The 20,533-nt window shown below is 59.9% G+C and carries 18 protein-coding genes and 2 tRNA genes; 11 read left to right on the top strand and 9 right to left on the bottom strand.

Annotated elements, in window-relative coordinates; translation table 11 throughout:
• Positions 1-53 precede the first annotated feature (53 nt).
• The 4 genes from minE to WBH99_RS00715 all read right to left on the bottom strand — a co-directional run bounded on the left by minE (position 54) and on the right by WBH99_RS00715 (position 2,875).
• Positions 54-320 (bottom strand): cell division topological specificity factor MinE, encoded by a 267-nt coding sequence (gene minE, locus WBH99_RS00700; protein WP_424218179.1) that lies wholly within the window; start codon positions 318-320, stop codon positions 54-56.
• A gap of 3 nt (positions 321-323) precedes the next feature.
• On the bottom strand, positions 324-1,139 hold the full coding sequence (minD, locus tag WBH99_RS00705) for a septum site-determining protein MinD (RefSeq protein WP_424218180.1): 816 nt from the start codon (positions 1,137-1,139) through the stop codon (positions 324-326).
• 71 nt (positions 1,140-1,210) lie between these two features.
• Positions 1,211-2,011 carry a septum site-determining protein MinC gene (gene minC / locus WBH99_RS00710; protein ID WP_424218181.1) on the bottom strand — a complete coding sequence of 267 codons (801 nt, stop codon included), beginning with the start codon at positions 2,009-2,011 and terminating at the stop codon, positions 1,211-1,213.
• Between the two features lie 21 nt (positions 2,012-2,032).
• The gene (locus tag WBH99_RS00715; RefSeq protein ID WP_424218182.1) at positions 2,033-2,875 is read right to left on the bottom strand and encodes a D-hexose-6-phosphate mutarotase; all 843 of its coding nucleotides are present in this window, start codon (positions 2,873-2,875) and stop codon (positions 2,033-2,035) included.
• A 189-nt stretch (positions 2,876-3,064) separates the two neighbouring features.
• On the opposite strand from WBH99_RS00715, the gene WBH99_RS00720 reads away from it, so the two are divergent.
• Both WBH99_RS00720 and WBH99_RS00725 read left to right on the top strand, forming a co-directional pair.
• Positions 3,065-3,298 (top strand): DUF3567 family protein, encoded by a 234-nt coding sequence (locus WBH99_RS00720; RefSeq protein WP_424218183.1) that lies wholly within the window; start codon positions 3,065-3,067, stop codon positions 3,296-3,298.
• 71 nt (positions 3,299-3,369) lie between these two features.
• Complete coding sequence (locus tag WBH99_RS00725) at positions 3,370-3,579, top strand: DUF3460 family protein (protein ID WP_424218184.1); 210 nt, start codon at positions 3,370-3,372, stop codon at positions 3,577-3,579.
• A 195-nt stretch (positions 3,580-3,774) separates the two neighbouring features.
• Here the strand turns inward: WBH99_RS00725 and WBH99_RS00730 are convergent, their stop codons facing one another.
• Together WBH99_RS00730 and WBH99_RS00735 are read right to left on the bottom strand one after the other, a co-directional pair.
• Positions 3,775-6,468, bottom strand: coding sequence for a GNAT family N-acetyltransferase (locus tag WBH99_RS00730; protein WP_424218185.1), 2,694 nt, complete (start codon positions 6,466-6,468; stop codon positions 3,775-3,777).
• Between the two features lie 343 nt (positions 6,469-6,811).
• Positions 6,812-7,411 carry an arylesterase gene (locus WBH99_RS00735; RefSeq protein ID WP_424218186.1) on the bottom strand — a complete coding sequence of 200 codons (600 nt, stop codon included), beginning with the start codon at positions 7,409-7,411 and terminating at the stop codon, positions 6,812-6,814.
• On the opposite strand from WBH99_RS00735, the gene WBH99_RS00740 reads away from it, so the two are divergent.
• The gene (locus WBH99_RS00740) at positions 7,410-8,105 is read left to right on the top strand and encodes an ABC transporter ATP-binding protein (RefSeq protein WP_424218187.1); all 696 of its coding nucleotides are present in this window, start codon (positions 7,410-7,412) and stop codon (positions 8,103-8,105) included. The two genes, WBH99_RS00735 and WBH99_RS00740, sit on opposite strands and share 2 nt — an antisense overlap.
• 25 nt (positions 8,106-8,130) lie before the next feature.
• Here WBH99_RS00740 and hpnE read toward each other — a convergent pair whose 3' ends face one another.
• Genes hpnE through hpnC form a run of 3 tightly spaced genes read right to left on the bottom strand, consistent with a single transcriptional unit; the run spans position 8,131 to position 11,042 of the window.
• Positions 8,131-9,366, bottom strand: coding sequence for a hydroxysqualene dehydroxylase HpnE (hpnE, locus tag WBH99_RS00745; RefSeq protein WP_424218188.1), 1,236 nt, complete (start codon positions 9,364-9,366; stop codon positions 8,131-8,133).
• A gap of 9 nt (positions 9,367-9,375) precedes the next feature.
• The gene (gene hpnD / locus WBH99_RS00750) at positions 9,376-10,209 is read right to left on the bottom strand and encodes a presqualene diphosphate synthase HpnD (RefSeq protein ID WP_424218189.1); all 834 of its coding nucleotides are present in this window, start codon (positions 10,207-10,209) and stop codon (positions 9,376-9,378) included.
• Positions 10,210-10,232: 23 nt separating this feature from the next.
• Complete coding sequence (hpnC, locus tag WBH99_RS00755) at positions 10,233-11,042, bottom strand: squalene synthase HpnC (protein WP_424218190.1); 810 nt, start codon at positions 11,040-11,042, stop codon at positions 10,233-10,235.
• Between the two features lie 81 nt (positions 11,043-11,123).
• On the opposite strand from hpnC, the gene WBH99_RS00760 reads away from it, so the two are divergent.
• From WBH99_RS00760 to WBH99_RS00795, 8 genes are all read left to right on the top strand, one after another.
• Positions 11,124-11,208: transfer RNA gene (locus WBH99_RS00760), tRNA-Leu, on the top strand.
• A gap of 95 nt (positions 11,209-11,303) precedes the next feature.
• Positions 11,304-12,608 (top strand): trigger factor, encoded by a 1,305-nt coding sequence (tig, locus tag WBH99_RS00765; RefSeq protein WP_424218191.1) that lies wholly within the window; start codon positions 11,304-11,306, stop codon positions 12,606-12,608.
• 166 nt (positions 12,609-12,774) lie between these two features.
• A complete protein-coding gene (gene clpP / locus WBH99_RS00770; RefSeq protein ID WP_424218192.1) occupies positions 12,775-13,398 on the top strand; it encodes an ATP-dependent Clp endopeptidase proteolytic subunit ClpP in 624 nt (207 codons plus the stop codon).
• Between the two features lie 35 nt (positions 13,399-13,433).
• Positions 13,434-14,702 (top strand): ATP-dependent Clp protease ATP-binding subunit ClpX, encoded by a 1,269-nt coding sequence (gene clpX, locus WBH99_RS00775; RefSeq protein WP_424218193.1) that lies wholly within the window; start codon positions 13,434-13,436, stop codon positions 14,700-14,702.
• Between the two features lie 68 nt (positions 14,703-14,770).
• Positions 14,771-17,185 (top strand): endopeptidase La, encoded by a 2,415-nt coding sequence (gene lon / locus WBH99_RS00780; protein ID WP_424218194.1) that lies wholly within the window; start codon positions 14,771-14,773, stop codon positions 17,183-17,185.
• Between the two features lie 166 nt (positions 17,186-17,351).
• The gene (locus WBH99_RS00785) at positions 17,352-17,624 is read left to right on the top strand and encodes an HU family DNA-binding protein (protein ID WP_424218195.1); all 273 of its coding nucleotides are present in this window, start codon (positions 17,352-17,354) and stop codon (positions 17,622-17,624) included.
• 7 nt (positions 17,625-17,631) lie between these two features.
• A tRNA-Val gene (locus WBH99_RS00790) sits at positions 17,632-17,707 on the top strand.
• Positions 17,708-18,495: 788 nt separating this feature from the next.
• Complete coding sequence (locus WBH99_RS00795; RefSeq protein WP_424218196.1) at positions 18,496-20,532, top strand: DUF3883 domain-containing protein; 2,037 nt, start codon at positions 18,496-18,498, stop codon at positions 20,530-20,532.
• Position 20,533 lies beyond the last annotated feature (1 nt).

The following is a 20,533-nucleotide window of genomic DNA, read 5'->3' on the forward strand; positions in this document are numbered from 1 at the left end:
GGCAGCCGGGCCGTTTGCATGAGGGATCGCCGGCTCAGCGAGGGATCACCGGCTCAACGGGCGGTGCCGGGTTCGGGCAGGACGATATTGACCTCCAGTATTTCGTAATTGCCCTGCTTTTCCAGGGAAACCTTGATGTCATCCTGATGCACGGCGACGTACTTGGAAATCACCGCCACCAGTTCCTGCTGCAAGGCGGGCAGGAAGTCGGGCTTGCTGTTCAGATCGTTGCGTTCATGGGCAATGATCAGTTGCAGCCGTTCCTTGGCGATGGAAGCGGTCTTCTGCTTGTTGCCGAAGAGGAGGGAGAGAAGGGACATGCCTTATTTGCCTCCGAACAAACGCTTGAGCAGACCGGGCTTTTCATAATCCACGAAGCGCAAGGGCTTTTCTTCGCCGAGGAAGCGGGCCACCACGTCCTTGTAGGCTTCGGCGACGTCGGATTCCTTCAGGTGGATGGCGGGCGTGCCCTGGTTGGAGGCGTGCAGCACGGATTCCGATTCGGGAATGACGCCGATGATGGGCACCCGCAGGATTTCCTGGACATCCTTGAAGGAGAGCATCTCGCCCTCGTCCACCCGCTTGGCGGAGTAGCGGGTGATCAGCAGGTGTTCCTTGACCGGCTCGCCGCCTTCCCTGGCCCGCTTGGACTTGGACTGGAGGATGCCGAGGATGCGGTCGGAGTCGCGCACGGAAGATACTTCCGGGTTGGAGACGACGATGGCTTCGTCGGCGAAGGTGAGGGCCATCACCGCGCCCCGCTCGATGCCGGCGGGGGAGTCGCAGACGATGTAATCGAAGCCCATGTGCTCCATTTCCTTGAGCACCTTTTCCACCCCTTCTTCGGTCAGGGCATCCTTGTCCCGGGTCTGGGAGGCGGGCAGCACGAACAGGTTGTCGCAGTGCTTGTCCTTGATCAGGGCCTGGGTCAGGGTGGCTTCGCCGTTCAGGACGTTGACCAAGTCATAGACGACCCGGCGCTCGCAGCCCATGATCAGGTCCAGGTTCCGCAGGCCCACGTCGAAGTCGATCACCGCGGTCTTGAAGCCGCGCAGGGCCAGGCCCGAGGAAAAACTGGCGCTGGTGGTGGTTTTGCCTACGCCGCCCTTGCCGGAGGTCACAACGATGATGCGGGTCACGGAATATTCTCCGAAATAAAAGGGCAGATTCTACCTGCGGATGGAATTTCATGCCGCACGGCAAGCGGCGCTCAATCGAGTTTCAAGGGCTCCAGCAGCAGACTGCTGGCATCGGCGCCCAGTTTGACCTGTACGGGCTGGGCCGCCAGATTGTCGGGGACGCCGGTTTCGAAGGTGCGATACACCCCCGCCACGGAAACCAGTTCAGCCTCGAAGCGGGTGGTGAAAATGCGCGCCTTGCTGTCGCCCGTGGCACCGGCCAGGGCCCGGCCGCGCAAGGGGGCGTAAATGTGGATGTTGCCATCGGCGATGACTTCGGCGCCGGGGTTCACGGCCGCTAGCACCACCAGGTCGCAGCCCCGGGCATAGACTTGCTGGCCCGAGCGCAGGGGACGGTCCACGATCAGGGTGCGGCGCGGGCCGGGGTCTGGCGCGCCCGGGGCTGCGGGCGCCGCTTCAGCGGCGAGCTGCGGTGGGGTGGGGTCCGGTTCCGGAGCGGCCTGGGAGGGAGCGGCCTGGGAGGGAGCGGCCTGGGGTGCCGGGCGCTGGCTGCGTTCATCGACCGGGAAAACGGGCAGGCCAGCGGCCTGGGCCGAAGCCTGCAGGGCGGGGTTGCCGCCCCGTACTCCGATCACTTTTAGCCCATGCCGGGCAAAGCACTGGCAGATGGTGTCCCAGTCGGCGCGCTCCTGTTCCCCGGCATGGGCGAGTTCCAGCAGGCCGGCATCGCCGTCGAAGAAGTGGCTGTCGCCAAAAATTTCTTGAGCGGCGCTGTGCAGGGCTTCAGGCTCCAGGCTGCGCAAGGTGACGACGATGACGGGGGCGGTGCTGCCCTTGAATTCGATCAACGGGGCTTGTTTGCTTTTTTTCATGATGAAAGTCGGATCAGGTGTTCAGAGGCAGATCAGGGACTGGCGCCCGAACCAGTTGGCACCGGGAGGCAGTTCCACCGCTTGGGTCACGGCGGCGGCCTCGATGCAGAGCATGTGGCGAAAGCCCTTGGCCGGCATGTCGTCCAGGGCCGCGCATTTGTGTTCCCAGGGGTTCCAGATCACCACATCGGGAAAGCCTTCCTGGTGAATGGCCAGGGCGCGTTTCGCTTCGCTCAATAGCAAGGGGCGGCCCAAGGCGTGGTAGATACGGTCGATTTCATCCTCCACGGTCAGTTCCGGTGCCCGGTCCAAGGCTTGTTGGCCACTGATCCGGTCGGTGTAGGAGGCCCCGTAGAGGCCGGTGAGGTGGCATTCCTCCAGCTCCTGCACCTTCAGGTAGGTGTGCAGGGCGGCCGTAAAGGCAAAGGCCGTGTTGCCCGTGTTGCGCACTTCCAGTTCCATGTCCAGGCGGTTATCGCTGATGCACAGGGTCAGTTCGGTGCAAAAGGCGTGGGGCCAGATCATCCGGCTGGTTTCGTCATCTTCCAGGCTGAAAGTGGCACTGGTGTAGGCCCCGTCCGGGGCCTGGCGGATGTCGTCCAGTTGCCACTGGGCCGTGCGGGCGAAGCCGTGGCGGGGCAGGGGGCCCATTCCGGCAAACTGGGGAAAGATGACCGGCACGCCGCCCCTTACCGGCCGGTCCTGAGCTGGATCGGCGAGGGGGCTCAGGTAGATGCGTTCGCCTTTGCCTCTGGGGTTCCAGGAAAGCAGTTGGGCTCCTTTCCTGGCAATGACGGCTGCGCTGCCATCGGGGAGCGTCAGCCGGTAAGCCGGGGTGCCATTGAAATCGATCATTGCAGCCATGGGAGGGCGCATCGGGTGAGATGAGGTATGCTGTTTTCGAGGGTGCGTAGTTTAACTGGAAAGTGTGATGCGCCTTGATGAGCCTCCTTGATGAGCCTCTATTTGGTGCTCAAGACTTGAAAATCGAGGCCGACATCACATCTACAGGGTGAAGAATCGTTTCAACCGTTTTCTACGAGGAGCCCCATCATGAACGTGGTCTACAACAGCGAACACTATTCGGTTCTGGCCTATCCTGCGCAGCAGGGGTTTGAGTTGGTGGATAAAGAGGCCATGCGCATGCTTTTTCTCCAGGGGCCTTTGGCGCTGCGCTTTCGTAACGCCATCAACGGCATTCCCGAGGATGAGCGGGACGAGGAAACCGTCGATGCCTTCCTGGGCGACTATTGCGATGGGCTGGCCCAGCCGATTGTCTTCCACTGAAAGGCCTGGATCAAAGGGCGGGATCGGCGTGTTAGAATCCTTGCCATCTTCGTTCAGGGACTCTGAAAATCATGGGTATCGTCGTCAGTAATTACGAATCCGATCACACCCGGTGGATGCGCGAAATGATGGCAAGTCATCCGGAATGGGCCGCCGATCAGCAGGCGGGCCGTAGTCTGTGGTGGGACAAAAAGCAGGAACCGGAGCTTCGCCAGGGTTTTGAGACGTCAAAGGAAGCGCCGAAGCCTTATCCCTATGATGTGAATTTCTTCGGCGAATAAGGCCCGGGAAGGCCCGGATTGAGGTCCGAATAAGGTCCGAATAAGGTCCGGAGACCCGGGACTTTGCAGATGAAAGCGGCAAGGCTGATCGAACCTTGCCGCTTTGTCATGAAACGGGGCCGGGTGTGGTTTTCCAGGCCGGTCGTGGCCTGAAGTGCACCCGGCCTGGAGTGTGCAACCCGACCCTGGGAAAGCTCAGTTTGCCAGGGGCTTGACGACTTTCTTCACCGCCGTGTCGTCAGGGTGGGGATGGATGGAGAAGCCCAGGCTGGTCATGAGGCGGAACATCTTGGTGTTGGTGGAGAGCACATCCCCGACCACGGCCCGGTAGCCCTTCATGCGGGCGCATTCGATCAGGCAACTCATCAGCTTGCGGCCGATGCCGCACTTCTGCCAGTTATCCCCCACGGCCAGCGCGAATTCGACGGATTCCCCGTCCGGGTTCACCACATAACGGGCCACGCCGATCTGGGTTTCCTTCCCGCTTTCCTCATCTTTGATGACGGCGATCAGGGCCATTTCCCGGTCGTAGTCGATCTGGGTGAAGCGTACCAGCATGGCGGGGGTCAGTTCCCGGATGGTGTCCATGAAGCGGTAGTAGCGGGATTCGTCGGACATGCTCCTGACGAAATCCTGCTCCAGGTCCGCATCCTCGGGGCGGATCGGGCGAATGGTGACGGACTGGCCGTCATTCATCTGCCATTCCTGCACCAGATGGACCGGATAGGGGTAGATGGCCATGTGGGAATAGCGGTCACCCGTGGCCGGTGCATGGTCGATGACAATGCGGGCATCCACGGCAATGGCGCCGTCTTCATCGACGATCAGCGGATTGATGTCCATTTCCATGATCCAGGGCAGTTCGCAAACCATTTCGGAGATGGAGAGCAGCACCTCTTCCAGGGCTTCCATGTCTACCGGCGGCATGTTGTGGAATTGGCCCAGGAGCTTGGAGGCGCGGGTGGACTTGATCAGGTCCTGGGCCAGGAAGCGGTTCAGCGGGGGCATGGCGACGGAGCGGTCGCTGAACACTTCCACATCGAAGCCGCCGGCACCAAAGGTGATCACCGGCCCGAAGATCGGGTCGCGGAATACACCCAGCATCAGTTCGCGGCCGTGGGGCCGGGCCAGGAAGGGTTCGATGGAGACGCCATTGATGCGGGCGTTGGGCTGGCGTTTTTTTACCGTCTCGATGATGTCGTGGTAGGCATTGCGCACCGCAGGGGCGTTGGTGATGTTGAGGCGCACCCCGCCGGCATCGGACTTGTGCGCCAGGTCGAGCGAATCCACCTTCATGGCCACCGGGAAGCCCAGTTGCTCGGCGAGCAGCAGGGCCTCGGTCGGCGTACGGGCGACCATGGTCTGGGCCACGGGTACCCGGAAGGCACGCAGGATGGCCTTGGATTCCATCTCGGAGAGGATCTTGCGGCGTTCCGAGAGCACTGCTTCGATGAGCATCTTGGCGCCCTCGAACTCGGGCCGGTCCTGCTGACGGATCGGCGCCGGGGTTTGCAGCAGGAGCTTCTGGTTCTTGTAGAAGGTGGAAATATGGTGGAATAGTTCCACTGCCGTCTCGGGCATGCGGAAGGCGGGGATGCCCGCATCTTTCAGCAGGTTGCGGGATTGGACCACCTGTTCTTCACCCATCCAGCAACAGAGGATGGGCTTTAGGCCTTGTTCATGGATTTCGATCATGGCCTTGGCCACTCCCATGGGGTCGGTCATGGCCTGAGGCGAGAGCATCACCAGCACGGCATCGATTTCCTTGTCCTCGGAGAGGGCCACGATGGCTTCCCGGTAGCGTTCCGGAGTGGCATCGCCGACGATGTCGATGGGGTTGCTGTGTGACCAGGTGGACGGCAGGCACTTGTTCAGTTTGATCACGGTCTCATCGGACAGCGTTGCCAGGGGGATGCCCAGGTCGCCGGCCCGATCGGCCGCCATGGCGCCGGGGCCACCGCCGTTGGTGATGATCGCCAGCCGGTCACCCAGAGGCCGGAACTTGGAAGCCAGGGCCTTGGCGGCATAGAACAGTTGGCCGACGTTCTGCACCCGTACCACGCCGGAGCGGCGCACGGCCGCCTCGAATACTGCATCGGCGACGGCCAGCATGCCGGAATGGGTCTGGGCGGCAATCGAACCTGCTTCGTGGCGGCCCGCCTTCAAGAGGATGATCGGTTTGATGCGGGCGGCGGAGCGCAGCGCACTCATGAAACGCCGGGCATGACGGATGCCTTCCACATACATGAGGATGTAGTGGGTGCGGTTGTCGTAGATCAGGTAGTCGAGGATTTCACCAAAATCGATGTCGGCGGTGCTGCCCAGGGAGATCACCGAGGAAAAGCCCACATGGTTGGATTTGGCCCAGTCCAGCACCGCGGCGCACATGGCGCCGGATTGGGAGACCAGGGCCAGGTTGCCGGCATTGGCCGTCATCTTGGCGAAGGTGGCATTGAGGCCCAGGTCGGGGCGGATGATGCCCAGGCAGTTGGGGCCCAGGATGCGCACATTGTAGGAACGGGCGATTTCCAGCATCTTGCGTTCCAGATTGGCGCCGATGTGGCCCGCCTCGGCAAAGCCGGAGCTGATCACGATCACGTTCTTGATGCCGCTGCGGCCGCACTGTTCGACCAGCATGGGTCCTGTCTGGGGGCGTGTGGCGATCACGGCCAGTTCGACCCGGGCACCGATTTCCTCGATGCTCTTGTAGGATTGCTGGCCGAGTATGGTCTCATGCTTGGGGTTGATGGCGTAGAGCCGGCCCGAGTAGCCAGAGTCCAGGATGTTCCTGAAGATGATGTTGCCGACCGAGTTTTCCCGCTCCGAAGCGCCGATCACGGCGACGGATTTGGGTTCAAACATGGAGGTCAGATAGTGGTGTTCCAGCATGTCTTTGGGCCTCAGTAAATCATTCTTGTGCAGTGCACAAATCTACCACAAATTCCAGCGGGAAATAGCGGTGGATTTCCACGAATTCATGTTGGCATCCCGGCGCTACCGCACTACCCGTGACAGAAGCCGGATAGAAAGGGATGATCGTCGATTGCCCGGGTCAGCAATGCCGGGTCAGCGATGCCGGGTCTGCGATGCCGGGTCAGCAATGATAAGGCTTTGCGGAGGAAAAATGACGGCGGCACGACTTTCTCCCTGCTTGCTGCGCCATGAGCCGCGCCTTTGTGCCTGCCGGGATTGCGGGATTGCCGGGATTGTCAGGACAAAGGGGGGCGCTGATTCAACGCAGCAAGGGGGTGAGGGTCGGCCAGATGTTGTCGAGGATGCGGCGCTGGGCAGCGGCGATGGGGTGCAGGCCATCGGCCTGGAACATGGCAGGCTGGTCGGCAATGCCGTCGAGCAGGAATTTTACCAGGGGGAGCTGGTTTTCCTTTGCCAGCCGGACATACACGTCCTCGAATTTTGCGGCATAGGGTCCGTAATTGGGAGGCATCCGCATCCCCACCAGCACCACCCGCGCTCCGGCATTCCGGGCCAGGGTGATCATGGCTTGCAGGTTGTTCTGCATCTGTTCCAGAGGCAGGCCCCGGAGTCCATCATTGGCACCCAGGGCCAGGATGATGATGGCCGGCTTGTGCCGGGCGAGGGCATCGGGCAGTCGGGAGCGCCCGCCGGCCGTGGTTTCGCCCGAGATACTCTGATTCACGACGTTATAATCGTGCTTGCTGGCCTTGAGCTTTTGCTGCATCAGGCTGGGCCAGGCAGCTTCCAGGGGAATGCCGTAGCCGGCAGAAAGGGAATCGCCGAAGACGAGGATGTTTCCGGCCGCCAGGGCTGGAAAACTCCATGACAGGATGGCAATCAGCAGAAAGTGGCGCATGGCAGACATGGACGTGGTGAAAGTGGAAGGGCTGGGCAAGCAGGTGCCCGCCACCGGGGCGGGGGAAATCCCCTTGGTCATTTTGCAGGATATTACCTTCTCGGTCACCGCCGGGGAGTCGGTGGCCATCGTTGGCGCCTCCGGTTCCGGCAAGTCCACCTTGCTGGGGCTGCTGGCGGGATTGGACCTGCCTACTGCCGGCATGGTTCAGTTGGCAGGGGAAAACCTGGGGCAGCTGGATGAGGACCAGCGGGCTAAGTTGCGGGGGCGCCTGCTGGGTTTCGTGTTTCAGTCCTTCCTGTTGTTACCCGCCTTGAATGCCCTGGAAAACGTGATGCTGCCCCTGGAACTGGCGGGCCGCACCGGGGCCGCCGAGCAGGCGCGCCAGTGGCTGGAGCGGGTGGGTCTGGAGCATCGCCTCAAGCATTACCCCAGGCATCTTTCCGGCGGCGAACAGCAGCGGGTGGCCCTGGCCCGTGCTTTTGCCCCGAATCCCCGACTGGTGCTGGCCGACGAGCCGACCGGCAATCTGGATGCCGCGACCGGGGAACGCATCATCGACCTGATGTTCGAGATCAACGCCCAGCAGGGCACGACCCTGGTGCTGGTGACCCACGATGAAGCCATCGCCCGGCGCTGTGGCCGGGTGCTGCGCATGCATGGGGGAAGGCTGGTCGAGGCGGCCGGGGTTTGAGGGTTTTCCGCTCGAATCCCGCCGGCTACCGCCTTGCGGCTTTCTCCAGACAGGCCGCCGCTGCCGCCATCCCGCTCCTGACCGCTCCTTCGAGAGTGGCCGGGTAGTCGGCCCAGGTGTAATCCCCGGCCAGGAACAGGTCCGGGTACGAGGTGCGGCAAGCGGGCCGGGGCAGATCGGGGAGGCAGGCAAAGGTGGCTCGTTGTTCGCGGATCACACGGTAGGGGGGCAGCGGGCCGGGCTGCTGCATTTCTTGATGCAGCGCCAGCGCCAGCGCCTCATCCCCCATGTTCTCCCAGTGCCCATGGCCTGAGAGGCTGGCGGCCAGCACTCCCCGGCCCCGGTCCACCAGCCACTGGCCCACCCCGCCCTGGAGGGCCCTCAGCGGATAGGGCAAGGTAGTGCCGGCCGGATAATGGAAGTAGACGGTCCCGATGGGCTCGAAGCGGTTGGGCACCTTGTCTTGTCCGGGCAGCAAGGCGCGCAGATGCTGGGGCGCTACGGCAACAATGACTTTCGCGAAGGTTTCTCCCTCCACCTGCCAGCCCGCCGCTCCGGGTTCGATCCGTTTTACACGGTGCCCGGTTCTCAGTCTGGCGCTCCGGGTGCTCAGCCAGTGGCTGGCGGGGTCGGGAATCAGCTCGGACAGGCTGCCCCGGGGAAGCAACAGGTCCGTGGCTCCGGTGGCGGGACTGCCCAGACTGTCCCGCAGGACATGGGCGAAGATCTGGGCCGAGGCCTGTTCCGCCGGGGTGTTGAGGGCGGCGAGGCAGAGGGGTTCCCAGAGATGGCGGCGCAAGGTGCCGGTCTGGCCGGCGCCCTCCAGCCAGGCGGCCACGCTGGTGTCGGCGGGCAGCTTGAACTGGCGCCATTTGAGGCCCTGCATCCACAGGGCGGTGCGCAGCTTTTCCCTCAGGCTCACGCCCCGGGCGGTGAGGAGGCCCCAGGCCAGGTTGAAGGGGGGCGGCAGTTGGGGCAGGGCCAGGCAGAAACCCCGGTTGTCTTCCACCCGCAGGGGCAGGCGCCGGAGCAATTTTTCCGGGTCGGCTCCGATCCGGGTCATGAGGGCCAGGGTGTCGCGGTAGGCGCCGAGCAGGATGTGTTGACCGTTGTCCAGTTCCAATCCGTCGATCCGGGCCCGCCGGGCCCGTCCGCCCAGCTGGCGGCCCGCTTCAAAGAGGGTGACGCGGGCTCCCCGATCCACCAGTTCCACGGCGGCGGCGATGCCGGCCCAGCCGCCGCCGATGACGGCGATATTCATCCTGGCCGCTCAGCCGAAGACCCAGGTCTTCCAGGCAATCCAGAGCTTGCGCACCGGGGTCAGGGCGATGCGCTGGTGCAGTACCTGAAAGTTTTCGGCCTCGATTTCCCGGAGCAAGGTGCGATAGATGGCGGCCATGATCAGGCCGGGGCGCTGGGACTTCCTGTCGATGGCGGGCAACTGGGCCAGGGCCTGGTCGTAATAACGCCCGGCACGCGCCATCTGGAACTGCATCAGGGCGGTGAAATTGTCCGAGTAGCGGCCGTTGAGGATGTCGGCGGCGGGCACGTTGAACTGTTTCAGTTCGTCCATGGGGATGTAGATGCGGCCCCGGCGGGCATCTTCGCCGATATCCCGGATGATGTTGGTGAGCTGGAAGGCCATGCCCAGGTCGTGGGCGTACTTGAGGGTCTGGCGATCCTTGATTCCGAAAATTTCGGCGGCAAGCAGGCCGACCACGCTGGCGACCCGGTAGCAGTACAAGGAGAGCCCCTTGAAGTCCAGGTAGCGGGACTGCTGCAGGTCCATTTCCATGCCGTCGATGATTTCCAGCAACTGTTCCCGGGGCAGGTTGAACTGCTTGCCGGCGGCCTGCAGGGCCTGGCAGACCGGATGCTGAGGTTGTCCGTCGGCCAGGCGGTCCACCTCCTGGCGCCACCAGGCCAGCTTGGTGGCGGCCAGGGCCGGGTCTTCACATTCGTCGACCACATCATCCACTTCCCGGCAGAAAGCATAGAGGGCCATGATGGCCTTGCGGCGCTCGGGGGGCAAAAACAGGAAGCTGTAGTAGAAGCTGGAGCCGCTGGCGGCTGCCCTTTGCTGGCAGTATTCGTCGGGAGTCATGGGCGTTTGCGGGTTCTCGGGCGTCACATTGTAAGGGAACGGCAGGCGATGGCCAGCCAGTCCGGAAGACCCAGCCTGGGACGGTGCAAGAAGACGTCGTAATTGACGGCTTCGATGCGATCCAGGATGCGCAGTCCTCCCTGGATGGTCAAACGGATTTCCCAGCCCAGGCGGCCGGGCAGGTGTTGCACCAGGGGCGCGCCTGTCCGCATCAGGGCCCGGGTACGCTCGATCTGAAAGCCCATCAGCTTGCACCAGGCCGGGGAGCGATGGCCGGCGGCAATATCGCCTTCGTCAATGCCGAAGTTGGCCATGTCGTTCTGGGGGATGTAAATACGGTGTTTCTGCCAGTCGATGGCCACGTCCTGCCAGAAGTTGATCAGTTGCAGGGCCGAGCAGATGCAGTCGGATTGATGCAGTTGCTCGGCGGCGGTGCGGTTGCACAGGTGCAGCAGCAGCCGGCCCACCGGGTTGGCGGAGCGGCGGCAGTAATCGAGCAGCTCCGGGTAGTCTGTGTAGCGGGTTTTGACCACGTCCTGGGCAAAGGCGTCGAGCAGATCGCGAAAGAGTTGTATGGGCAGCTGGTGCGTCTGGATGACCTGGGCCAGGCGCTGGAACAAGGGAGTGTCCGTAGGGGTGCCGGCTTCGATCCGGTCCAGGGCTTGCTGGTACGCTTTCAGGCCCTGGAGGCGCTCGGAGGGCGGGGCATCGCCTTCGTCGGCAAGGTCGTCGGCGGAGCGGGCGAAGTGGTAGATGACTTCGATGGGTTGTCGCAGGGCCTTGGGGAGAAGCAGGGAGGCGACGGGGAAATTCTCGTAATGATCGACCGGCATGGCAGGGATGGAGGGTACGGCCCGAAGCGCTTCGGCGGGCCTGACAGTATACGGAGTTCTCGGTTAGAATGGCGGGCTTCAGCGCGGGTGGCGGAATGGGTAGACGCACTGGATTTAGGTTCCAGCGCCGCAAGGTGTGAGGGTTCGAGTCCCTCCTCGCGCACCACCGATGATCACGCTCACTACAATTTGCAGCATTATTTTTAACGCCGCCAGGCCGGATCCTTGTCCGGGCTGGCGTGTCGCTTCTGAGGAAACTTCATGGAAACCACCCCCGAAAAGACCAATCCCCTGGAACGCCGCCTGGATCTCTCCGTCGCGCTTCAGACCTTGCAAAGCGCCGTTGAGCAGCGCTTGAAGCGCATGGGCAAGAACCTCAAGATGCCCGGCTTCCGCCCCGGCAAGGTGCCTTTTGCCATGGTGAAGCAACAGTATGGTGCAGAAGCCCATCATGAAGCCCTGAATGAAGCCCTCGAAGTCGCTTTCGGCCAGGCCGTCATGGCCCAGAACCTGCGGGTGGCCGGCTATCCCCGCATCGAACCCAAGCCCACCGACAGCACCACCCACCTGGAATTCCAGGCTGTGTGCGAGGTGTATCCCGAGTTCACCCTTGGGGATCTGTCGACTTTCACCGTGGAGCGTCCCACCCTGGAAGTGACGGCTGCCGAAGTGGACAAGACCCTGGATATCCTGCGCAAACAGCGCGTCCGTTACGCCGCTACCGAGCGTGGCGCCGCCAAGGAGGACCGGGTCGTGATCGACTTCGTGGGCAAGAAGGATGGCGAGCCGTTCCAGGGCGGCCAGGCCAGTGATTATCCCTTCGTGCTGGGTCAAGGCATGATGCTGCCCGAGTTCGAGGCCGCCGTGGAAGGCATGCAGGCCGGCGAGTCGAAGACCTTCGAGATGACCTTCCCTGCCGATTATTTCGCCAAGGATCTGGCCGGCCAGACCGTGCAGTTCGAGGTCACCGCCAAGCAGGTGATGGCCCCCATCCTGCCCGAAATCGATGCCGATTTCGCCCGGACCCTGGGCATCGAAGATGGCGACATCGCCAAGATGCGCGCCGAGATCGAAAGCAACCTGAAGCGGGAAGTGAAAAAGCGCATCGAGGCCCGTCTCAAGGAACAGGCGATGGATGTGCTGCTGGCCGCCAACCCCATTCCCGTGCCTAACGCCCTGGTGGAAATGGAAGTTCAGCGTCTGATCGAGAATGCCCGTCAGGACATGGAACAGCGTGGCATGAAGGCCAAGGAATTCTCCATCCAGCCCGAGTGGTTTGCCGATCAGGCCAGGCGCCGTGTCACCCTGGGCCTGATTCTTGCTGAACTGGTCAGGACCGAGCAGTTGCAGGCCAGGCCCGAACAGGTCAGGGCCATGGTGGAAGAGGCCGCCCAGACTTACGAACATCCTGAGGCTGTTGTGGGCTGGTATTACGCTCAACCCCAGCGTCTGGCCGAAGTGGAAGCCATCGCCATCGAGAATAATGTGGTGGAGTGGGTGCTTTCCAAGGTCAAGGTGACGGATACTGCCATTGCCTTCGACGAGCTGATGGGCCAGAAGGCCTGATCGAATTTGTCATGAAACCGACAACTGCCCTGCGGCCCATGCGCGGCAGTTGTTGACTCAAGAGTTGTTGCTCAAGAGCCTTCGGGCTCGGTAGTATCTGTGATTTGTGGATGTCTCCGGGCTCAGCACGGAGAATATTGCAAGCCACTCAAGGACCGAGGTGAATATGGAACATGAAAGCGGCTGGGATCCCCAATCATTGGGTCTGGTGCCCATGGTGGTGGAGCAAAGTGGTCGGGGTGAGCGTGCCTACGACATCTATTCCCGCCTGCTCAAGGAGCGGGTGATCTTCCTGGTAGGGCCGGTGAATGATGCCTCCGCCAATCTGGTGGTGGCCCAGTTGCTGTTCCTGGAAGCGGAAAATCCTGAAAAAGACATCTTCTTCTACATCAATTCCCCCGGGGGCTCGGTCACCGCCGGCATGTCCATCTATGACACCATGCAATTCATCAAGCCGGATGTGTCGACCTTGTGCATGGGTCAGGCCGCCTCGATGGGCGCCTTCCTGCTGACGGCGGGCGCCAAGGGCAAACGTTTCGCCCTGCCCAATTCCCGCGTGATGATCCATCAGCCTCTGGGCGGTTTCCAGGGTCAGGCATCGGATATCGCCATTCATGCCAAGGAAATCCTTTCCATCCGCGACAAGTTGAACCGGATCATGTCCGAGCATACTGGCCAGCCCATCGAGCGGATCGAGAAGGATACGGATCGGGACAACTTCCTGTCAGCTCAGGAGGCCATGGAATATGGCTTGATCGACAAGGTCCTGAGCCGTCGCGACGCGGCTTGAGCCTTGAATTGAAATAACGCTTTGGAGATTTGAAGATGGCGGAAAAAAAAGGCGGCAACGAGAAACTGCTCTATTGCTCATTCTGTGGCAAGAGCCAGCATGAGGTGAAAAAGCTCATTGCCGGTCCTTCCGTGTTCATTTGCGACGAGTGTATCGAGCTTTGCAACGACATCATCCGCGACGAATTGCCCGCCGATGAGGGCAAACGCGAAATGTCCGATCTGCCCGTGCCTCGGGAAATCTCCGCCATCCTCGACCAGTATGTGATTGGTCAGGAACAGGCCAAGCGCATCCTGGCCGTGGCGGTGTACAACCATTACAAGCGTTTGCGTCACAAGGACAAGCATGCCGATGACGTGGAACTGACCAAGAGCAACATCCTGCTGGTCGGTCCCACCGGTTCCGGCAAGACGCTGCTGGCCCAGACCCTGGCGCGCATGCTGAATGTGCCCTTTGTCATGGCAGATGCCACCACCCTGACCGAAGCCGGTTATGTGGGTGAGGATGTGGAAAACATCATCCAGAAGCTGCTGCAAAAGTGTGATTACGACATCGAGAAGGCCCAGCAGGGCATCGTCTATATCGACGAAATCGACAAGATTTCCCGCCGTTCCGAGAATCCCTCCATTACCCGTGACGTGTCGGGTGAAGGCGTGCAGCAGGCCCTCTTGAAGCTGATCGAAGGCACCGTTGCCTCGATTCCGCCTCAAGGTGGGCGCAAGCATCCCAACCAGGACTTTGTCCAGGTTGACACCACCAACATCCTGTTCATTTGCGGCGGTGCTTTCGATGGGCTCGCCAAGATCATCCAGGCCCGCTCCGAGAAGGGCGGCATCGGTTTTGGCGCCACCATGAAAAGCAAGGCGGAGGGTAAGTCCACCGGGCAAATGCTGAAGGACGTGGAGCCCGAAGACCTGATCAAGTTTGGTCTGATTCCCGAACTGATCGGCCGGCTGCCCGTGGTGGCCACCCTGCAGGAACTGGACGAGGCGGCACTGATCAAAATCCTGATCGAGCCCAGGAATGCGCTGATCAAGCAGTATCAGAAACTGTTCTCCATGGAGGGCGTGGAGCTGGAGATCCGCCCCTCGGCGCTGACGGCCATCGCCAGGAAGGCACTGGAGCGCAAGACCGGTGCCCGGGGACTGCGCTCCATCCTGGAATCCGTATTGCTCGACACCATGTACGAACTTCCCGGGATGGAAGAGGTCTCCAAGGTGGTGATTGATGAAAATATGGTCACCAGCGATGCCAAGCCCCTGCTGATTTATACCGAACAGCCCAAGGTGTCCGGCTCCAACTGAGCCGGGTGCCTTGAAATTCCCAATTCAGCCCTCACTTATGAAGGCAGATCTCCTTTCAAGGCATTCTCATGTTGATTAGTCCCTCCACGCTTCCCGAATCGGTCGAGCTTCCCCTCCTGCCCCTGCGCGATGTAGTGGTATTTCCCCACATGGTGATCCCGCTTTTCGTGGGGCGCCCCAAGTCGATCAAGGCCCTGGAACTGGCCATGGAGGGAGATCGCTCCATCCTGCTGGTGGCCCAGAAATCCGCCACCAAGGATGAGCCGGGGCCTGAAGACCTGTACCAGATCGGCTGTCTGGCCAATGTGCTGCAGATGCTGAAGCTGCCTGATGGCACCGTCAAGGTGCTGGTGGAAGGTGTGCAGCGGGTCCGTATCGATACCGTCGAGCTCCAGGAAACCCATTTTGTCGCCCGCGCCCGTTTGCTGGCGCCGGGTGCTGACGGGGATCATGAGCTGGAGGCCATGCGCCGCGCTGTGGTGGCTCAGTTCGACCAGTTCGTGAAATTGAACAAAAAGATTCCGCCGGAAATCCTCACTTCCATCGCCGGGATCGAAGATGCGGGTCGTCTGGCCGACACCATTGCCGCTCATCTGCCATTGAAGCTGGAGCAGAAGCAGGAAATCCTGGAAATGGATACGGCGCACGAGCGTATCGAGCGGCTGCTGTCTCAGCTCGAATCGGAAATCGACATCCTGCAGGTGGAAAAGCGCATCCGTGGCCGCGTCAAGCGCCAGATGGAAAAGAGCCAGCGCGAGTACTACCTGAACGAGCAGGTCAAGGCGATCCAGAAGGAACTGGGCGAAGGCGAAGAGGGCGCCGACCTGGAGGAGCTGGACAAGAAGATCCAGGCCGCCGGCATGAGCAAGGAGGCCCTGGCCAAGGCCCAGAGCGAGCTGAAGAAATTGAGGCTGATGTCCCCCATGTCCGCCGAAGCCACGGTGGTGCGCAATTACATCGAGACCCTGATCGGGCTGCCCTGGCGCAAGAAGACCCGCATCAGCAAGGACCTGGGCGCTGCCGAAAAGGTGCTGGATGCCGATCATTACGGCCTCGACAAGGTCAAGGAACGCATCATCGAGTATCTCGCCGTGCAGCAGCGAGTGGACAAGGTCAAGGCCCCGATCCTTTGCCTCGTGGGGCCTCCGGGCGTTGGCAAGACCTCCCTGGGCCAGTCCATCGCCAAGGCCACCAATCGCAAGTTCGTGCGTATGGCCCTGGGTGGGGTGCGCGATGAAGCCGAGATTCGCGGTCACCGCCGCACCTATATCGGTTCCATGCCCGGAAAAATTCTCCAGAGCCTCTCCAAGTGCGGTGTGCGCAACCCCCTGTTCTTGCTGGACGAGGTGGACAAACTCGGCCAGGATTTCCGTGGCGATCCTTCTTCCGCCCTGCTGGAAGTATTGGACCCGGAACAAAATCACACCTTCCAGGACCATTACGTGGAAGTGGATTTCGATCTTTCCGACGTGATGTTCGTGGCTACCGCCAACACCCTGAACATCCCTGCCGCCCTGCTGGACCGGATGGAGGTCATTCGTCTTTCCGGTTACACCGAGGACGAAAAGGTGAATATCGCCATGCGTTACCTGCTGCCCAAGCAGTTGAAAAACAATGGCCTCAAGGCGACCGAGCTGAGCGTGAGTGAAAGCGCCATCCTGGATATCGTCCGTTACTACACTCGCGAAGCCGGGGTGCGCAGCCTGGATCGGGAAATTTCCAAGATCTGTCGCAAGGTCATCAAGATGCTGCTGCTCAGGAAGCGTGAAGGCAAGGTGGTGGTGAATGCCAAGAACCTGGAAAAATTCCTGGGCGTACGCCGCTACAGCTTCGGCGTGGCCGAAAAGGAAAACCAGGTGGGTCAGGTGACCGGCCTGGCCTGGACCGAGGTGGGGGGCGAACTGCTGACCATCGAATGCGCCGTCATGCCTGGCAAGGGCGCCATCCTGCGTACGGGCTCCCTGGGCGATGTGATGAAGGAATCGGTCGAAGCCGCCCGCTCCGTGGTCCGGGCCAGAGCCCGGCGCCTGGGGATCAAGGATGACGTGTTCGAAAAGCAGGATATTCATATTCACGTGCCGGAAGGCGCAACCCCCAAGGACGGCCCTTCCGCCGGGATCGCCATGACCACGGCGCTGGTGTCGGCGTTCACCGGTATTCCGGTGCGTTGCGAGGTCTGCATGACTGGCGAAATCACCCTGCGGGGCGAGGTGCTGGCCATCGGCGGGCTCAAGGAAAAACTGCTGGCTGCCGTGCGTGGCGGCCTCAAGACAGCCCTGATCCCTGCTGAGAATGTCAAGGATCTGGTTGAAATTCCTGACAATATCAAGAACAAGATCGAGATCGTGCCGGTCAAGTGGATCGACCAGGTACTGGAGCGCGCCCTGGAGCGTAATCCCCAGCCTTTGCCGGAAGAAGCTCAGGTTGGCATTGCTCCCTTGGCGGATGCGGGAACTGAAATCAGCGGGGTGGTCACCCATTGATTGCCGGGTTTCGATTTTCCTGGGAAACGCTGGTGTAGCAACCGCTTGTGCAGCAACCTCTGCAACGCCCCGAAAGTCCGCTTGACACAAGGCTTTTGGGGCGGATATAAACCCCCGTACCGCGATCCAGACCGTTTTTCATTGATAACGAAGAGGGGGGGGGGAAGTGAATAAATCCGAACTGATCGACGCAATTGCTGCAGAAGCCGATATTTCCAAAGCGGCGGCAGGTCGTGCGCTGGATGCAACCGTCGCAGCCGTGACCCAGGCGCTCCAGGAAGGTGAAATGCTGACCTTGGTGGGCTTTGGTAGTTTCTATATCGGCGAGCGTGCCGCCCGCAGTGGTCGCAACCCCCGCACGGGGGCGACCATCAAGATCAAATCTGCAAAGGTTCCCAAGTTCCGGGCTGGTAAAGCGCTCAAGGATGCAGTAAACTAGCGCTTTCGGGTGCTTAGCTCAGTTGGTAGAGCGTCGCCCTTACAAGGCGAATGTCGGCGGTTCGACCCCGTCAGCACCCACCAAAAAATCTGCATTAAAACCAAGTAGTTAGTCACTTAAAGCCCTGGCACCACGTCAGGGCTTTACTACTTCTGCCACCCTGTTTTAAGGGTTGCGGGTGTCACTAGGGTGGCAGCGGGTGTCAGAACATTTCCCAGCCACTACCCCGGTAACAAGCGCTCTACTGGTGCAATCCACCTGTATAACGCCAGCCCTGATTATCTCATTGGGGGCAAGTCTTGACACAGTTCGGGCTTATGGTATTTATTTCGGGCTTGTTGAGACGAGATAGACTTTTACTATCACCGCAACACAACTCAATAGCCAGGGCCATATAAAACGCGGCGCATGTTTTCAAACTTTTGGGTTTCGATATGGGGTCGCCCGGCCTGCAGTTCCCAAAGTCTCAGGGGCTAGATTTCAAATCGCACCCCGCCAGCTTGCCTGCAACCCCACGGGTCACGTTCGAAAAATGCCACCCCACGGGGTCACGTTCGAAACGCTAGCCCCTCGCCCTTGTCACGTCCTCAAGCTGAGCAAGTAGAACAACCCCTTGAGTTGGGCTGTTGTTCGATGGACAGGATGACAAATGGGCTTTATGCTGACCTCCTACGGTGGGGTTCTGCAAGTTCAAGCTGTCAGGCTCGACCATAACGCCAGAGGCTGCGCCCGGTTGAGTTACAAGCGGCCCTCTGAGCTTCGATGACAGTTCAAACGAGCGAAACCCTTGCATGCCATGCCTCAGAATCAATTAAGCATCCTCTCGTCAGTACGTGAGGAACTTCTCGGGGAAGCGATGCGCTCCCCTGGCTTGCTGGCTGATCTCGCAAATCTCGAACGCTACATCGCAGAAACTTACTCTGCTCGCTCTTTTATCGAACTTTTGCAAAATGCTGACGACGCCAAGGCAAGTCGGTTTCTCGTAACTCGTCATGGCGAGTGGTTGGTATGTGCCAACGACGGGCTTGGTTTTTCTCGTGGCGACTTCTACAGCCTTTGTCGAAGTGCTTCTTCAGCCAAACAGCGTGGCCAGACTATCGGTTACCGGGGGATCGGTTTTAAGTCAGTTGTGGGTGTCGCGACCAGCGTGCATTTATTCAGCGGCGAATTGCGTGCCAGCTTTTCACGAGCCCTTACACAAAGTTGTTTGTCGAGCCAAGCACCTACCCCGCTGATCAGGATTCCCCATCCTCTTGCGCTCAACTCCGGCGACTCTGTCCTTGATGTGGTTCGGCAACTTGAGCAGGCTGGGTACTCGACCATTTTTGTGCTCGGTGGGTTAGATGCCGATCGGGTTCAAGACGAATTTGAGCAATTCGACAGCGACTACCTTCTGTTTCTTCGTCACATCGAAGAGGCTGTTCTGGTCGCTGGTGAGCAGCGCCTTTACCAGTGCAGCCGAAAGCACTTTGATACAACCACACGTGAAGTCACCATAGCTGGTCCTGATCGAAGGTCATCGTGGCGGGTTGAGCGTGTTGGTCAGTGCGACCTCGCTTTCTCCCTTTTGGATGATAAGCCGGTGCCACTCAATGCAACTTCAGCAATCGCGCATGCATTTCTGCCAACTCTTGAAAGCACTGGATTTGGGGTGCGCATTAACGCAGATTTCAGCACCGATCCATCACGAACCCGAATCATTTTTGACGACACCACACTTGCCTGTATTGAAGATGCTGCTCAAGCTATCGCCGACAAAATTTGTGAAGTTACGTTGTCGTCTGATATCGATCCAAGCTTACTGGCCTGTTTGACGCCAACTGCCGACCTCGCCACACTTGCCCTGCAGAAACGATCTTTTCGAACTGAACTGATCACGCGAGTAAAGAAAAAGCTTGGGCACCTGAAAGAGAAAATCACCCTAGCCCCAAGCTGGTTGAACGCACCCGATGCCCAAAAACTTGCTGATTTACAAAAGCAAAAAATCCTAACACTGCCAGCAAATCAGCCAGAAGGACAGCTGGGCTTCATGCGCTACCTTGGCGTAAAAACACTAGCCGCAGAAGCGGTGGTTTCAGCTGCGGAGTCAATTGCGCTCAGTCCTCAAGGCTGTGCGGAATTACTCGCCTACTGTGTTCGCAATGTTGGTGCTGGAATTAGCCTTCGTCAGTTAATAGAAAAACCTTTGTGGTTAGGCGCGGACTCAGTGTCGCCGGTCAGCTTGTCAGTATTGGCGAGCAAGCAAACCAAACTTCATAAGGCGTTATTGGAGGCGATAGAAACCAATGGCATAAAAAATAATGAGCTAGGTCGAATGCTTAAGTCGGCTGGGGTAAGCGCTGAAGATGTTGCAAGTGTATTACCTGAGGCCGTAACGCCAATACAGGAATCGGCAGCTAATTCAACACCAGAACGACCTGATGCGGTTGATTTCGGGGAGGGAAACAATACACAAGACTTTGACCCACTGGCTGAAAATCCATCGCGACAGGCAACTAATAGGTCTGCGGCCTCAATCATTACCAGTCGAAGCCTGCCAGCTTGGCGAGGTGCAGAACAGTACGTTGCATTGATGCTGACTGAGCATGGTTACCACGTGGAAGATAGAAGCCGCCAAAATCTTGGGTACGACCTCTATGTCGAAAAGGAAGGCCGGAAGTATTACATCGAAGTTAAATTACTAGACTACGCAGGCCAGCCCTTCATCATCACTACCAATGAGGAAACTGTAGCTAGGGAGTGTGGTGAGGCCTATGTTATTGCCTTGACATTACGTGATTCAAATGAAGGGGTTCATATTCAGTTTATTCATGATCCCTCGCGAGTTTTAAAGTTTGTTAGGCAATGCAGGCAATGGGTCTGGGAATGCAGTGAATATACTTTTAATCCCTATAATTCTGGATTTTGAC

This window comes from Azovibrio sp., from assembly GCF_049658005.1.
Lineage (GTDB): Bacteria > Pseudomonadota > Gammaproteobacteria > Burkholderiales > Rhodocyclaceae > Azovibrio.